Origin of the sequence: Massilia sp. ZL223 (assembly GCF_018119395.1) — a bacterium.
GTDB lineage: Bacteria > Pseudomonadota > Gammaproteobacteria > Burkholderiales > Burkholderiaceae_D > Telluria.
This window is the reverse complement of sequence record NZ_JAGPWD010000029.1, coordinates 1-13,282: the sequence shown is the minus strand read 5'-3', so window position 1 is coordinate 13,282 and position 13,282 is coordinate 1. Positions and strand designations below refer to the sequence as shown.

Annotated in this window: 12 protein-coding genes; 5 read left to right on the top strand and 7 right to left on the bottom strand. The window is 67.6% G+C overall.

Going from position 1 to position 13,282, the window contains the following annotated elements:
* Positions 1 to 197: 197 nt before the first annotated feature.
* Complete coding sequence (locus tag KBW95_RS17285; protein WP_211528863.1) at positions 198 to 857, top strand: peptide-methionine (S)-S-oxide reductase; 660 nt, start codon at positions 198 to 200, stop codon at positions 855 to 857.
* 163 nt (positions 858 to 1,020) lie between these two features.
* Here KBW95_RS17285 and kefC read toward each other — a convergent pair whose 3' ends face one another.
* Both kefC and KBW95_RS17275 read right to left on the bottom strand, forming a co-directional pair.
* Positions 1,021 to 2,823, bottom strand: a complete 1,803-nt coding sequence (gene kefC, locus KBW95_RS17280) for a glutathione-regulated potassium-efflux system protein KefC (RefSeq protein ID WP_211524769.1) — start codon at positions 2,821 to 2,823, stop codon at positions 1,021 to 1,023.
* A complete protein-coding gene (locus tag KBW95_RS17275) occupies positions 2,813 to 3,385 on the bottom strand; it encodes an NAD(P)H-dependent oxidoreductase (protein ID WP_211524768.1) in 573 nt (190 codons plus the stop codon). Before KBW95_RS17275 ends, kefC begins: the two co-directional genes overlap by 11 nt.
* A gap of 265 nt (positions 3,386 to 3,650) precedes the next feature.
* Between KBW95_RS17275 and KBW95_RS17270 the strand changes: the two genes are divergently transcribed.
* Positions 3,651 to 6,752, top strand: coding sequence for a PAS domain-containing protein (locus tag KBW95_RS17270; RefSeq protein ID WP_229429839.1), 3,102 nt, complete (start codon positions 3,651 to 3,653; stop codon positions 6,750 to 6,752).
* A 96-nt stretch (positions 6,753 to 6,848) separates the two neighbouring features.
* Positions 6,849 to 7,241 (top strand): hypothetical protein, encoded by a 393-nt coding sequence (locus KBW95_RS17265; protein ID WP_211528862.1) that lies wholly within the window; start codon positions 6,849 to 6,851, stop codon positions 7,239 to 7,241.
* Here KBW95_RS17265 and KBW95_RS17260 read toward each other — a convergent pair.
* The 4 genes from KBW95_RS17260 to KBW95_RS17245 are packed head-to-tail and all read right to left on the bottom strand — an operon-like array spanning position 7,238 to position 11,036.
* Positions 7,238 to 7,789 carry a GNAT family N-acetyltransferase gene (locus tag KBW95_RS17260; RefSeq protein WP_211528861.1) on the bottom strand — a complete coding sequence of 184 codons (552 nt, stop codon included), beginning with the start codon at positions 7,787 to 7,789 and terminating at the stop codon, positions 7,238 to 7,240. The genes KBW95_RS17265 and KBW95_RS17260 overlap by 4 nt on opposite strands.
* A gap of 9 nt (positions 7,790 to 7,798) precedes the next feature.
* On the bottom strand, positions 7,799 to 8,743 hold the full coding sequence (locus tag KBW95_RS17255) for an alpha/beta hydrolase (protein ID WP_211528860.1): 945 nt from the start codon (positions 8,741 to 8,743) through the stop codon (positions 7,799 to 7,801).
* The gene (locus tag KBW95_RS17250) at positions 8,740 to 9,561 is read right to left on the bottom strand and encodes an SDR family oxidoreductase (RefSeq protein ID WP_211528859.1); all 822 of its coding nucleotides are present in this window, start codon (positions 9,559 to 9,561) and stop codon (positions 8,740 to 8,742) included. The genes KBW95_RS17255 and KBW95_RS17250 overlap by 4 nt, the downstream gene beginning before the upstream one ends.
* Entirely contained in the window at positions 9,558 to 11,036 is a 1,479-nt protein-coding gene (locus KBW95_RS17245) for an NAD(P)/FAD-dependent oxidoreductase (protein ID WP_211528858.1), read from the bottom strand. The genes KBW95_RS17250 and KBW95_RS17245 overlap by 4 nt, the downstream gene beginning before the upstream one ends.
* A 77-nt stretch (positions 11,037 to 11,113) precedes the next feature.
* Here KBW95_RS17245 and KBW95_RS17240 point away from each other — a divergent pair, with 77 nt between their 5' ends.
* Positions 11,114 to 11,749, top strand: coding sequence for a TetR/AcrR family transcriptional regulator (locus KBW95_RS17240; protein ID WP_211528857.1), 636 nt, complete (start codon positions 11,114 to 11,116; stop codon positions 11,747 to 11,749).
* 85 nt (positions 11,750 to 11,834) lie between these two features.
* Here KBW95_RS17240 and KBW95_RS17235 read toward each other — a convergent pair whose 3' ends face one another.
* Complete coding sequence (locus KBW95_RS17235) at positions 11,835 to 12,329, bottom strand: outer membrane beta-barrel protein (protein ID WP_211528856.1); 495 nt, start codon at positions 12,327 to 12,329, stop codon at positions 11,835 to 11,837.
* Between the two features lie 353 nt (positions 12,330 to 12,682).
* Between KBW95_RS17235 and KBW95_RS17230 the strand changes: the two genes are divergently transcribed.
* Positions 12,683 to 13,240, top strand: coding sequence for a hypothetical protein (locus KBW95_RS17230; protein ID WP_211528855.1), 558 nt, complete (start codon positions 12,683 to 12,685; stop codon positions 13,238 to 13,240).
* Positions 13,241 to 13,282: the final 42 nt, after the last annotated feature.

The following is a 13,282-nucleotide window of genomic DNA, read 5'->3' as shown; positions in this document are numbered from 1 at the left end:
GGTTCGCCGGCCAAGGAAGCGGGTGAGGGGTGGTATCCAAGATAAGACTAGCGCGGTGGCGGTTGGAAGGCGTCGCGAGGCCGCTGGGCGGTCAGAAAACGTGCTGTCGAGTATATATCAGTGCCGCATAGAAACGTTCGGCAGCGACGCGTTTACGCGACAGTGGGCGTCCTCAAGGACGGTCATCCGGGAGTATCATGCCTGAAGTGCAAGAACGACGAGAGCAATTCTGTTCCGAACTGCCGGGTCTGACATCATCGATAGCGACGCCGTGCTCCAGGTTCAGCTATCTGGAACGCTCGATCCGCACAAAGGAAAAGCGGGGTGCCGTCATGACCCATGCGGCTTTGCATGGTGAATCCTTGATGTCTGCTGAGGTGCAGAGAATCGGCTTTGGTGGAGGCTGCCATTGGTGCACGGAAGCCGTGTTCGCTGCTCTTCGCGGCATTATCCGCGTGGAGCAGGGATTCATTCGGGCCGACGCGCCCGACGACAATTTCTCCGAAGGCGTGCTGCTCACCTTTCAACCAGACACAATCTCGCTTGGGTCTTTGATCGAGATCCATTTACGGACGCATTCAAGCACGTCGAACCACTTCATGCGGCGCAAGTATCGCAGCGCGGTTTATGTGAAGGACGAGGTCCAGGCCGAGGTTGCACGGCGCGTTCTGATGGAAGTCGGGCCAGGATTCGATGCGCCTCTTGTCACTCGAATCCTGCCCTTTCGAGCCTTCAAAGCTTCCGATGAGCGCTTTCAGCGCTATGCTGAAAAGAATGCCGGCGGCCCGTTTTGCACCACCTATATCGACCCGAAACTGGCGCTGCTTAGAAAGGAATTCGGCGGTTTACTGAGGTAGGTAGGTGGGTAGCTGCGGAATCCTGACGCGTGCGAACTTCCGGAATCGGCGAGAAGGAGGTGTCCGGCTCACGCAGGGGCAGCGCGCATAGGCCGAATGCAGGAAGCAAGCCCTGGACAAGTCCGCTGCGGCGCGCATGCTGCAGGACTGAGCGGGCACGCCCTTACTCGTCGCCATCCTCGCGGTCGCGCTTCATCGCCACGAAGTCGCGCTCGAACATCGCATGCAGCTCTTCATTGGCGCGCTTGGCCAGCGAGACGTATTGTTCGCGGTCCTTGTAGTAGGGGTAGACCGCGTTCACGCTTTGCAGGTTGTGCTCGCGGAAGCGCATCGCCGCCTGGCGCGCCAGGTAGGCGCCGAAGCCCAGCTGCTCCATGACCCTCCTGCCCATCATCAGCGCCGACTCGAAGGTCTCGCGCTCGATGATGGTCACGCCCAGGTCCATCAGCTGGTAGTAATGCGTGATGTTGCGCGCCCGCGCCAGGATCATCAGGTCGGGGTATTCGTGGCGGATGGCGGCGGCCAGCTTGAGGCTGTCGTCGATGCCGTCGATCGCGATCACCAGCGCGCGCGCCTTGGCCGCGCCGGCTGCGCGCAGCAGGTCGGTGCGGGTGGCGTCGCCGTAGAACACGTTGAAGCCGAAGTCGCGCAGGGTGTCGATGTGGTCCGGATCGTGGTCCAGCATGGTCAGCGGCACCTGGTTGGCGTGCAGCAGGCGGCCGACAATCTGGCCGAAGCGGCCGAAGCCGGCGATGATCACGTGGCCTTCGTTGTCGGCGATCTCGTCGTCCTTGCGCTTCTTCTTGCGGCCGTTCCAGAAGGGTTCCAGCACGCGGTCGTAGACGATCAGGAGCAGCGGCGTGGCCATCATCGACAGCGCCACCACCACCACCAGGATCGAGGCCGTCTCGGCGGAGAAGGCGCGCGCGGTGGCGGCGGCCCCGAACACCACGAACGCGAATTCGCCGCCCTGCGAGAGCAGGAAGGCGAACAGGGTGCGCTGGCGCCCCGCCATCCCGAAGGCGCGCGCCAGCAGGTAGAGCACCAGCAGCTTGAGCACCAGGAAGGCGGCGGCCATGGCGACGATGCGCCAGGGCTGGGCGAAGAACACGCCGAAGTCCACCGACATGCCGACCGCGATGAAGAACAGCCCGAGCAGCAAGCCCTTGAAGGGTTCCAGGTCGGTCTCGAGCGCGTGGCGGTACTCGGAGTTCGCCAGCAGCACCCCGGCCAGGAAGGCGCCCAGCGCCATCGACATCTCGACCCATTGCATCAGCAGCGACACCGAGATCACCAGCAGCAGCGCGAAGGCGGTGAAGATCTCGCGCATGCGGGTGCGCGCGATCACGCGCAGTACCGGGCGCACCAGGTAGTGGCCCACCACCAGCAGGCCCAGGATCACGGCCGCCGGCTTCAGCACGCCGGCCCAGCCGCCGTGCGGATCGGCGTCGCCCGCACCCAGCACCGGCACCAGGGCGATCATCGGGATCGCCGCGATGTCCTGGAACAGCAAAATCGAGAACCCCGCCTGTCCGGCCGGCGTGGGCAGGAGATTACGCTCCTGCATGGTGGTCAGGGCGATGGCCGTGGACGAGAGCGACAGGCCGAGGGCGGCGATCAGGGCCACCTGCCAGGCCACGCCGGCCAGCCAGGCGGCGCCGAACAGCACCGCCGCCACGCCACCCACCTGGGCCAGGCCCCAGCCGAAGATCGAGCGCCGCAGCGACCACAGGCGCTGGGGTTCGAGCTCCAGGCCGATCACGAACAGCAGCAGCACCACGCCGAACTCGGAGAAGTGCAGGATGGTCTCGACTTCGCTGATCAGGCCCAGGCCCCAGGGGCCGATGGCGATCCCCGCCAGCAGGTAGCCGAGCACCGCACCCAGTCCCAGGGCGCGGGCGATCGGCACCGCGATGACGGCCGCGGCCAGGTAGACCATGGCCACGGTCAAGACGCTATGTTCCATGAGGGGCTCCTTCCAGGGCCAGGCGCTCCAGGTGCCCGGCCAGCAGCGTGCGCAGGCGCGCCGCGTAGGCGTCGACGGCCTGCGGATCGGCGTGCTCGGCGCCGTAGAAGATTTCGGGCTCGATCCAGCGCATGCCGAGGCTGCGCGCGGTCTGTTCCAGCGGCGCCAGGTATTCGCCCAGCGGATGGCCGTGGCGGGCGCCGGGCCGGTAGTCGCCGGGCAGGCTGTTGCAGCCGACCGCGGCCCAGCAGGCCTTGCCGCGCAGGCGAGGACTGGGGCCGACCGCCGCCCACTCGGGCTTGAGCACGGCGTCGAACCATTCCTTGAGCAGCGACGGCATCGCGTACCAGCTGAGCTGGAAAGCGAAGATCACCAGGTCGGCTTGCTTGAGCAGGGCGCGTTCGCGCCGCACGTCGACGTAGAAGTCCGGGTACAGCTCGTACAGGTCCTGCACGGCGACATTCGGCAGGCTGCGGGCGGCGTCGGCGACGCCGCGGCTGATGCGCGAGCGGTGCAGGGCGGGGTCGGCGAAGACCACCAGGGCATGCGGTGACGAAGTCATGGCTGCGTGCTTGATCGTTCAGTGTTGCCCAATTGTACATGGCGTCCCGCGCCGCCCTCAAAAGACCCCCGCACGATACGGCTGGAGCGTTTCTGAAATTGACTGTGAGATATTACAATTGCGTCTTTTACATATTCATTCTTCCAGCATGATGCATCAGGCAGCGGCACAGGCAGTGGCGTCCCAGCGGTCCTTCGCCCACGGCGGCGGACTTCTCGGCACGATCATCGACGCATACGACTGGGAGGCCACCAGCCTCGGCGCCATGGCCGGCTGGGCGCCGGTGCTGCGCACGACGGTCGACCTGATCCTGCGCTCGCCGGTGCCGATCGTCACCCTGTGGGGCGAGGAGGGCGTCATGATCTACAACGACGCCTATTCCGGCTTCGCCGGCGGCCGCCACCCGCGCCTGCTGGGCTCGCGCGTGCGCGAAGGCTGGCCCGAGGTGGCCGACTTCAACGCCCATGTGATGAAGACCGTGCTGGCCGGCGGCACCCTGTCGTATGCCGACCAGGAGCTGACCCTGCACCGCCACGGCCAGCCGGAACAGGTGTGGATGAACCTGGACTACTCGCCCATCGTCGACGAACACGGCGCCATCGTCGGCGTGATCGCCATCGTGGTCGAGACCAGCGACAAGGTGCGCGCGCGCCGCTACCTGAACGGCGAACGCGGCCGCCTGCGCACCATGTTCGAGCAGGCGCCCGGCTTCATGGCCGTGCTGGGCGGTCCCGAACACGTGTTCGAGCTCGCCAACGACGCCTTCCTGGAGCTGCTCGGCCGCGGCGACCTGCTGGGGCGCCCGCTGCGCGAGGCGATTCCCGAGCTGGCCGGCCAGGGCCTGGACGTCCTGCTGGGCCAGGTCTACCGCAGCGGCAAGCCGTACAGCGGCCAGGACAGCGGCATCCGCCTCGGCGAGCGCCTGCGCTACCTCGACTTCGTGCTGCAGCCGCTGCGCGGCGAGGATGGCAAGGTGTTCGGCATCTTCGTGCAGGGCAACGATGTGACCGGGCGCGTCGAGGGCGCCCGCGCCCTGCGCGACAGCGAGGCGCGCTTCCGCAGTTTCGCCCAGGCGATGCCGAACCAGGTCTGGGCCGCCGGCCCGGACGGCCGGCTGAACTGGTTCAACGAACACGTCTACGCCTACAGTGGTCTCGGCTTCGAGGACCTGGAGGGCGAAGGCTGGACGGCCGTCGTGCACGAGGCCGACCGCGCCGCCACCCAGACCCGCTGGGCGATCGCGGTCGCCTCGGGCGCGGATTTCGAAGCCGAGATGCGCCTGCGGCGCGCCGACGGCAGCTACCGCTGGCACCTGTCGCGCGCCGTGCCGCTGCGCAGCGACGCGGGTGGCGACGCGGGCGGCTGGATCGGCACCGCCACCGACATCGAGGACCAGAAGCGCGTGGCCGAGCACTACGCGGCCCTGAGCGCCGACCTCGAAGGCCGGGTGGCGCTGCGCACCGCGGAGCGCGACCGCATGTGGCGCTTGTCCAAGGACATCCTGCTGGTGGCGGGTTTCGACGGCACGGTGGAAGCGGTCAGCCCCGCCTTCGGCGCGCTGCTCGGCTGGAACGAATCGGATTTCGTCGGCAGGAACTTCCTTGACCTGGTGCACCCGGACGACCGCGCGCCGACCATGGCGCAGATGGCCTCGCTCGGCCAGGGCAACTACGTCTACAAGTTCGAGAACCGCTACCGCCGCAAGGACGGCAGCTACTGCCTGCTGTCCTGGACCGCGGCGCCGGACGCGCACCACATCCACGCGATCGGGCGCGACATCACGGCCGACCGCGAACAGCTCGATACCATCCGGCGCTCCGAACTCGCGCTGCAGCAGTCGCAGAAGATGGAAACCATCGGCAAGCTGACCGGCGGCGTTGCCCACGACTTCAACAACCTGCTGCAGATTATTTCCGGCAACCTGCAACTGCTCGACATGGCCGCGCCGGGCCACGCGGACCGCGCGCGCTGGATCGACAATGCGCGCCAGGCGGTCGACAAGGGCGCCAAGCTGGCCAGCTATCTGCTGGCCTTCGGCCGCCGCCAGCCGCTCGAGCCCAAGGTGATCAAGATCGGGCGCCTGGTGGTGGGCATGGAAGACATGCTGCGCCGCGCGCTTGGCGAGGAGATCGAGATCGAACTGGTGATCTCGGGCGGACTGTGGAACACCGCGGTCGATGTGGCCCAGGTCGAGAACGCGCTGCTGAACCTGGCGATCAACGCGCGCGACGCCATGGGCGGCACGGGCCGGATGACCATCGAAGCCACCAACGCCGTGCTCGACGACCTGTATTGCCGCAGCCACGGCGACGTGCTGCCGGGGCAGTACGTGATGCTGGCCGTGACCGACACCGGACCGGGCATGCCGCCGGAGGTCCTGAACCGCGCCTTCGAGCCCTTCTTCTCGACCAAGGAAGAAGGCAAGGGCACGGGCCTCGGCCTGTCGATGGTGTACGGCTTCGTGAAGCAGTCGGGCGGCCACGTCAAGATCTACAGCGAAGTCGGCCAGGGCACGACGGTCAAGATTTACCTGCCGCGCAGCACCGCCGCCGAGGAGCCGCTGGGTCCGATCGAAGCGCCCCAGCCGGCGGTCGGCGGCACCGAGACCATCCTGGTGGCCGAGGACGACGAAGCCGTGCGCACCACCGTGGTCGAGATGCTCGGCCAGCTCGGCTACCGCGTGCTGAAGGCGGCCGACGCGGCCCAAGCGCTGGTGGTGGTCGAGAGCGGCGTGCCGATCGACGTGCTGTTCACCGACGTGGTGATGCCGGGTACCCTGCGCAGCGTCGACCTGGCGCGCATGGCGCGCGAGCGCCTGCCCAACCTGGCGGTGCTGTTCACTTCGGGCTATACCGAGAACTCGATCGTGCATGGCGGCCGCCTCGATCCGGGCGTGGAGCTGCTCGGCAAGCCCTACACCCGCGAAAGCCTGGCGCGCCGCATCCGCCAGGTGATCGCCAACCAGAAGAAGACCGGGCGCGAGCCGGGGCCGGCACCCGCGCCGGCGCCGCTGCCGGCAAGCGGCCGCTGCCGCATCGTCCTGGTCGAGGACGAAGAGAACATCCGCATGAATACCCAGGCATTGCTGGAACACCTGGGCCACGAAGTCTGCTCGGCGGGCGACGCGGAAACGGCGCTGGGCATGATCGGCCAGGAAACCGACATCCTGATCACGGATGTCATGCTGCCTGGCATGTCGGGCGATGCGCTGGCGGCCCATGCGCGTTCGACCGCGCCGGCGATCCGGATCATCTTTGCCACCGGAAATGGCGAGGTCAACAACTGGCCGGACGCCGTGGTCTTGCGCAAGCCGTATAACCTGGAAAGCCTGATGCGGATACTGGATCTGCAGGGGCTCGCGGCCTGACCCGGAACTGTCCTACAGCGTCAGCGGCAGCAGGCCTATTGCACCGGCTGACGGCCTGCTTATGATGGAAAGATCAACAAGTCCATCAAGGAGGCCATGATGTCGATGCAAAGCGAAGGCAAGGACGCCAAAGGGCGCAACTACGACCAGATCACGCGCAGCGGCACCAGCAGCGCAGGCAGCATGGGGACCGGCGGCACGGGAGATATCGGCAAAGGCGGTTCGCAACAGAACGAGCAACCCGGCAACATGCAGGCCGGCCGCACCGACGACTTGCTGGCCGGCGGCTCGGATGCCGAGTGCGAGGACAAGGGTTTCATGACCGACGGCAAGCAAGGCCAGCTCGGCACGGGCATGGGCGGTAAGGGCAGCCTGGGCAGCGGCAGTGCGGGCAACCGGCAGTCCGGCGAACTCAACCAGCAAGGCTCGGGCGGCCAGCGCACGACCGAAACCGATCGCGACCAGGATACCTCGGCCCGCGAGCGCTAAGCCGGCGCGAACTCCCCGCGCCGGAGGCGGTACAAGACATGCCCCGACAGCCGGTGACCGGCCGGCAGGGCCGGGTGGGCAAAGTCCCCGGCCTCGTCGCGGCGCATGCCCAGGCGTTCCATCAATGCCCGCGAGCGCAGGTTCTGCGGTACCGTGAAGGACACGATCTCGTCCAGTCCAAGGCGCTCGAAGCCGTGGTGCAGGCAGGCCGCGGCGGCCTCGCGCGCATAGCTGTTGCCCCAGTAGTCGGCGCCAAGGCGCCAGCCGATGTCGGTACAGGGCGCGAATGGCAGTCCCCCGGCATGGCGCTTGAGTCCCACGAATCCGATCAGCGCGCCGCCCGCAGCCAGCGTGGCCGCCAGGTAGCAGCTTCCGCTTCGTTCATACAGCGCATTTTGCATGGCCATGAAGTCGGCGACCTGCTGCATGCTCATCGGCCCGGGCAGGTGCTCGATCACGCGCGGGTCCTGGTTCATCGCGTGGAAGGCCTCGGCGTCGGCGGAGCGCCAGGTGCGCAGGGCCAGGCGCGGGGTGTGGATCACAACCATGCGCGCACCTCAGGCCGCCAGGCGGCGTGCGGCCGCCGCTTCCATGATGAAGCTGGCGGTCAGCTCCGGGCGGGTGACGGGCAGCATGTGGCCTCCTTCGACCACCTCGAGGCGAACGCCGGGCACCTTGTCCAGCATGGACTGGCCGTTGGCGCGCCAGCACAGCACGCGGTCCTCGCGCCCGAACAGGATGGACACCGGCACCTCCAGCTCGCCGTAGCGCTGTTCCAGCCGCGCCATGTGTTCCGGCACCGCGGCCAGGTCGGCGGCGCTGGCCAGGAAGTGCCTAGGCCTGAGGCTGAGCAGGCCGCCGCCGCGGGTCGGGAAGTCGCGCGCGACCGGCTCGGGACCGAACACCTGTTCCAGCACGCGGCGGCTGGTGGCGATCGAGGCCGGCACGGCCAGGGTATGGGCGAACAGGCTGCGCAGCCAGCGCGGGCGGATCAGCAGCGCGCGAAACACCGGCGGCACTTCCTTGGGCGCGTGGGTCAGCGGCGCCACCAGGGCCAGCGCGCCGACCAGGTGGGGATGCTCGATGGCGAGCGTGAGGGCGGTGGCGCCGCCCAGCGAATGGCCGACCACCGTCGGGCGCTCCAGCCCCAGTTCCTCGATCAGGCGGGCCAGCACGCGGGCCTGGGCCGACAGGTCCGCCGGCGCGTCCGCCGCGCGCGGCGAGTAGCCCGAGCCCGGCCGGTCGACGGCGACCACGCGGAAATGCTGCGACAGCGCGGCGCAGGCGCCGAAGTTGAAGTGGCCTAGGTTTCCGCCTAGGCCGTGGAGCAGCAGCAGCGGCGCGCCGCTCCCCTGGTCGGTCACGTGCAGGCGCTGTCCGTCCACCTCCGCGAAGCGGCCGCTGGGCGGGAGGAAGGCTTCGATGCGGCGCGTGGTCCGGTACGAGAACAGGAAGAGGCTGGCGGCCACGAGGCCGGCTGTGAGAATCGTGAACAAGATCATTTTGCGCTTTCCCGCATGACGAGATGTTTCAGGTAGTTCCAGTAGTTGACGGGGCTCAGGCGTTCGAGCAGGGCGACGAGTTTTGCGTCGCCGCCGACCAGTACCCGCGCCCGGCGCCGTTCGACGCCGCGAACGATGGTCTCGCCGGCCAGCGCCGGGTCCATGCGCAGCAGGTGCTGGGCCTGTTCCCGGCCGAGTGCGACCTCGTGCGCCGGGGCGTCCTTCGGCACGCGCGCGGCTTTCGCGATATTGGTGGCCACGCCGCCCGGATGGACCACCGTGACGCCGACCTTGCTGCCCGCGAGTTCGTGGCGCAAGGCGTTGGAAAAGCCGCGCACCGCGAACTTGCTGGCCGCATAGGCGCTCTGGCCCGGCGGTGCGATGATGCCGTAGATGCTCGACAGGTTGACGATGCGTGCTTCGTCGCTCTCGCGCAGCAGCGGCAGGAAGACCCGGGTCAGGCGCACCACGGCGTGGAAATTGACTTCCATGAGCCAGTCGAAATCGTCCTCGGCCACCTGCTCGAAGGTCCCGCCCAGGGCCACGCCTGCGTTGTTGACCAGCAGGTCGACGCGGCCGTGGATCACGCCGACGGCGGCGGGCAGGGCGCGCACTGCGGCGCGGTTGGCGACGTCGATCTGGTGCACGCTGGTGCGCACGCCCAGGGCGCGCGCTTCCCTGGCGGTGGCCTCGGCCGCCGCCCCGTCGATGTCGCACAGGGCCAGGTGGCAGGAACGCCGCGCCAGCGACAGCGCGATGGCGCGCCCGATGCCGCCGCCGGCGCCGGTCACCACGGCCACGCGGTTGCCGAACCTCATGGCATGACTCCTTTCGGACCGAAGTGCATCACGCCATCGTCCAGGCGGCCGAAGCGGATGGTGAGCAGGTCCATCACATAGTTCTGGTAGACCTGCCAGGGCTTGCGCGCCCCCTGGCTGGGCAGCACATTCCTGGCGCGCTGGACGTAGCCCGAGGTGAAGCTGAGGAAGGGTTCGCTCGCCACCGTGGGATCGCGGCGCGGCACGGCGATGGCCACGCCGTGCCGGTCCATCCAGGACAGCAGGCGGCAGACGTAGGCGGCGGTCAGGTCGGCCTTCAGGGTCCAGGACGCGTTGGTGTAGCCGAAGGTCATGGCGCAGTTGGGCACGTCGCCGAGCATCATGCCCTTGTAGGCCATGGCCTGGCTGGGGTCGAGCGCGCGGCCGTCGACCTCGATGGCCGCGCCCCCGAACAGCTTGAGCGAAAGGCCGGTGGCCAGCACCACCAGGTCGGCCTCGAGCTCGCGGCCGGATGCGAGCAGGACGCCGCGTTCCGTGAAGCGGACGATGCGGTCGGTGAGGATCTCGGCGCCGCCTTCGCGCAGCACGCGGAACAGGTCTCCGTCCGGGACCAGGCAGACGCGCTGGTCCCAGGGCTTGTAGCTGGGCGAGAAGTGGGTGCCCGCGTCGACGCCGGGACCGGCCTGGCGCTGGGCCTGGGCCAGCAGGTGGCGCTTGACCAGCTCCGGCTTGCCGCGCGCCAGGCGGTAGAGAACAATCGATTCGGCGATCAGGCGCCAGCGCGTGAGGGCGTAGGCCAGGCGCGGCGGCAGCCAGCGCTGCGTGCGCCGTGCGAAGCGGTCCTGGGCGGGGCGCGCGACCACATAGGATGGCGAACGCTGGAGCATGGTGACATGGGCGGCGCGCGCCGCCATGGCCGGCACCAGGGTCACGGCGGTGGCGCCGCTGCCGACCACCAGCACGCGCTTGCCGCTGTAGTCGAGGTCCTCGGGCCAGAATTGCGGGTGGATGATGCGACCGCGATAGTCCGCCTCGCCCTCGAAGCTGGGGCGGTAGGCTTCGTCGTAGCTGTAGTAGCCGCTGCACAAGTAGAGGAAGCGTGCGCGCAGCACGGCTTCGCCGCCGTCGGCCAGCGCGGCGGTCACGGTCCACACGGCCTGCTCGCTGGACCAGCTGGCCTTGACCACCTTGTGGCCGTAGCGGATGTGAGGCTCGACGCCGTAGGCGCGCGCGGTATCGGCGACGTAGGCGCGGATCGCGGGGCCGTCGGCGATGGCCTGCGGATCGGTCCAGGGACGGAAGGCGTAGCCGAGCGTGTACATGTCGGAATCGGAGCGGATGCCGGGGTAGCGGAACAGGTCCCAGGTGCCGCCGATGGCCGAACGCGCTTCCAGGATCATGTAAGACTTGTCCGTGCAGCGCTGGCTCAGCATGGCGGCGGCGCCGATGCCGGACAGGCCGGCGCCGACGATCAGTACGTCCAGCACGCCGCTCTCGTCGTGGCTGATGCTCATGGTGTCCCTGTTTTGGTTTATTGCTGACACTGTACATTGTCAGAATGTCAGTTGCAAGAATGTGTCAGAATAGCCGGATGACAGCAGAGCTCTCCCTATCTACCCGGTCCTACCGTGGACAATCGCAGGAACAAAGACGCGCCGAGCGGCGCAGCCGCCTGATCGCCGCCGCCATCGACGTGTACGGCGAACGGGGCTACCACCAGGCCACGGTCAAGGCGGTATGCGAGGCCGCCGGCCTGACCGAACGCTACTTCTACGAATCCTTCGCCAACAGCGAGGCGCTGCTGATCGACTCCTTCAATGCGGTGACCTATTCCGTGCTGGGCGAAGTGCTGCGCGCGGCCGAAGCGGCGGGACGCGGCGGCATGGCACGCTCGCGCGCCATGCTGCACGCCTACTTTTCGGCGCTGCAGCGCGGCCCGAAGGCGGCGCGCGTGTTCCTGGTCGAGATCCGCGGCGTGAGCCCGGCGGTGGACCGGGCCTTCGACGACGCGCTGCGCGCCATCGGACGCGAAGTGGCGCGCATGGTGGCGCCGGCCAGCGCGGAGCACGACGAGCTGCTGCAGTGCGGCGTGGTGGGCGGCGTGATCAGCATCGCGCTGCGCTGGATCGCCAACGGCTACCAGCCGCCGATCGACAGCGCGGTGGATTCGGCGCTGCGTCTCGGCGCGGTGCTGGCGGCGGGCGCGCGTACGGCGCGCGCATCCTGAAGCTGCACCAACGAAAAGAGCCCGGCTGAACCGGGCTCTTTTCATTGCGCCATGGCGCGCGATGCGCCATGTTCCGTCAACGCGATCAGAACTTGAAGACCACGCCTGCGCTCAGGTTGGTGACGTCGCTCATCGGCTTCTGCACTTCGATGCGGCCCGAGATGGCCGGGGTGAAGGCATAGCCCAGGCCGACGCCGTAGACGGCGCGCGAGGTCGAGTCGGTGCCGGTGAAGCCGCCTTGCTCGACGTCGACTTCGATGCGGTTGTAGCCCAGACGGCCGTAGACGCTGAAGTTGCTCGCCAGCGGGATCGAACCGATCAGGGACACGCCGAACTGGTCGCCCTTCACGTTGAAATCTTCGACGTCGGCATCGGCCAGGCGGCGGTAGTTCAGTTCGGCTGCGACGTTCGGGTGGAACTTGTAGCCGCCGAAGACGCCGACGCTGGTTTCACGGTGCGACCAGCCATCCAGCTTGGTCTTGCCGGCGTCGAGGCCAGCGTACAGGGCGCCCGGCTCGACGGCGAAGGCGGAGGAGGAAGCGACGATCAGGGCCGCGACAGCTGCGATTTTCTTGAACATGTTTTTCTTACCTTAATTTATTGCCACAGGGAAACCTTGTGGGCCGCGCATATTACACCGCAAAATTGCAAATTGCAAATTGCGAATTTGGTCACGAGCATACATATGCAAACGTTCTTTGCATGCGAGCCGGAATATGCAAAGGAGATATGGACAAATGCGAATTCACTCGAATGAATGCCGGTTTCGGCGCAGCTGCGCCGGCGGCGGCGCGATATCTCGCGGGAAAAGCAGGGCCGCCTTCGGCAGTGTCAATGTGTGATTTTCCGGCGGCTGCACGCTGTTAGACTCAGGGGCTTCCGCGCCGGGGTCCAAGAGTGAAGCCGTCGCCGCTTCTTCATATTGGAGGAAGGATGCCGAGCCTGTACGCCGTAGTCGTGTCCGGCGCCCTCGCTGTCTCACTGCCGGCGCTTGGTGCCGGGGCGCAGGCCGAGCACGAAACCCGGATTCCCGAGCCGTCGCAGGTCGCCCGCGCGGTGGTCATCCTGGTCCCGCTGGATATCCAGACACGCTACCCCTTGCGCGAGAGCCACTTGCTGAAACATACGGGCTGCACCTTCCAGTCCAACTGGGATGGCGAGAAGATCGCGGCGCTAGTGAACCTTCTGAAGGACAATGTTACCGTGACTCCCGAGGGCGTCGGCTACATCACCTTGCGCAACCTGGTCTACCTGCACCTGGTGGACGGGTCCAGGGTGAAGTTCATGTTCGGCAGGCGCGAAACCGCGAAGGACGAAGTACCCGGCGGGATGGACAACGGGAACAGCGGCAGCTATGTGCCGCTGCTCGCCAACACGGCGTTACTGGATGGATTACGCGACTGGGCCTTGCCGCTCGCGCCCCGCACCATCTTCCCGCTTGCCTGTCTCTCCAAGTCCGGGGATCGGCCACGGCCGAAGCCGTGGGAGTGAGCCGCATCCCGGCCTGAATGGAAGGGGCCCGCCCCCCCGGGG

What these genes read in the sequence shown, in the direction of transcription:
- KBW95_RS17235 (WP_211528856.1), bottom strand. Translation starts at nt 12,329, where the DNA reads ATGTTCAAGAAAATCGCAGCTGTCGCGGCCCTGATCGTCGCTTCCTCC.
- KBW95_RS17260 (WP_211528861.1), bottom strand. Translation starts at nt 7,789, where the DNA reads ATGGTTGTGATCCACACCCCGCGCCTGGCCCTGCGCACCTGGCGCTCC.
- kefC (WP_211524769.1), bottom strand. Translation starts at nt 2,823, where the DNA reads ATGGAACATAGCGTCTTGACCGTGGCCATGGTCTACCTGGCCGCGGCC.
- KBW95_RS17285 (WP_211528863.1), top strand. Translation starts at nt 198, where the DNA reads ATGCCTGAAGTGCAAGAACGACGAGAGCAATTCTGTTCCGAACTGCCG.
- KBW95_RS17250 (WP_211528859.1), bottom strand. Translation starts at nt 9,561, where the DNA reads ATGAGGTTCGGCAACCGCGTGGCCGTGGTGACCGGCGCCGGCGGCGGC.
- KBW95_RS17245 (WP_211528858.1), bottom strand. Translation starts at nt 11,036, where the DNA reads ATGAGCATCAGCCACGACGAGAGCGGCGTGCTGGACGTACTGATCGTC.
- KBW95_RS17270 (WP_229429839.1), top strand. Translation starts at nt 3,651, where the DNA reads ATGGCCGGCTGGGCGCCGGTGCTGCGCACGACGGTCGACCTGATCCTG.
- KBW95_RS17255 (WP_211528860.1), bottom strand. Translation starts at nt 8,743, where the DNA reads ATGATCTTGTTCACGATTCTCACAGCCGGCCTCGTGGCCGCCAGCCTC.
- KBW95_RS17240 (WP_211528857.1), top strand. Translation starts at nt 11,114, where the DNA reads ATGACAGCAGAGCTCTCCCTATCTACCCGGTCCTACCGTGGACAATCG.
- KBW95_RS17230 (WP_211528855.1), top strand. Translation starts at nt 12,683, where the DNA reads ATGCCGAGCCTGTACGCCGTAGTCGTGTCCGGCGCCCTCGCTGTCTCA.
- KBW95_RS17265 (WP_211528862.1), top strand. Translation starts at nt 6,849, where the DNA reads ATGATGTCGATGCAAAGCGAAGGCAAGGACGCCAAAGGGCGCAACTAC.
- KBW95_RS17275 (WP_211524768.1), bottom strand. Translation starts at nt 3,385, where the DNA reads ATGACTTCGTCACCGCATGCCCTGGTGGTCTTCGCCGACCCCGCCCTG.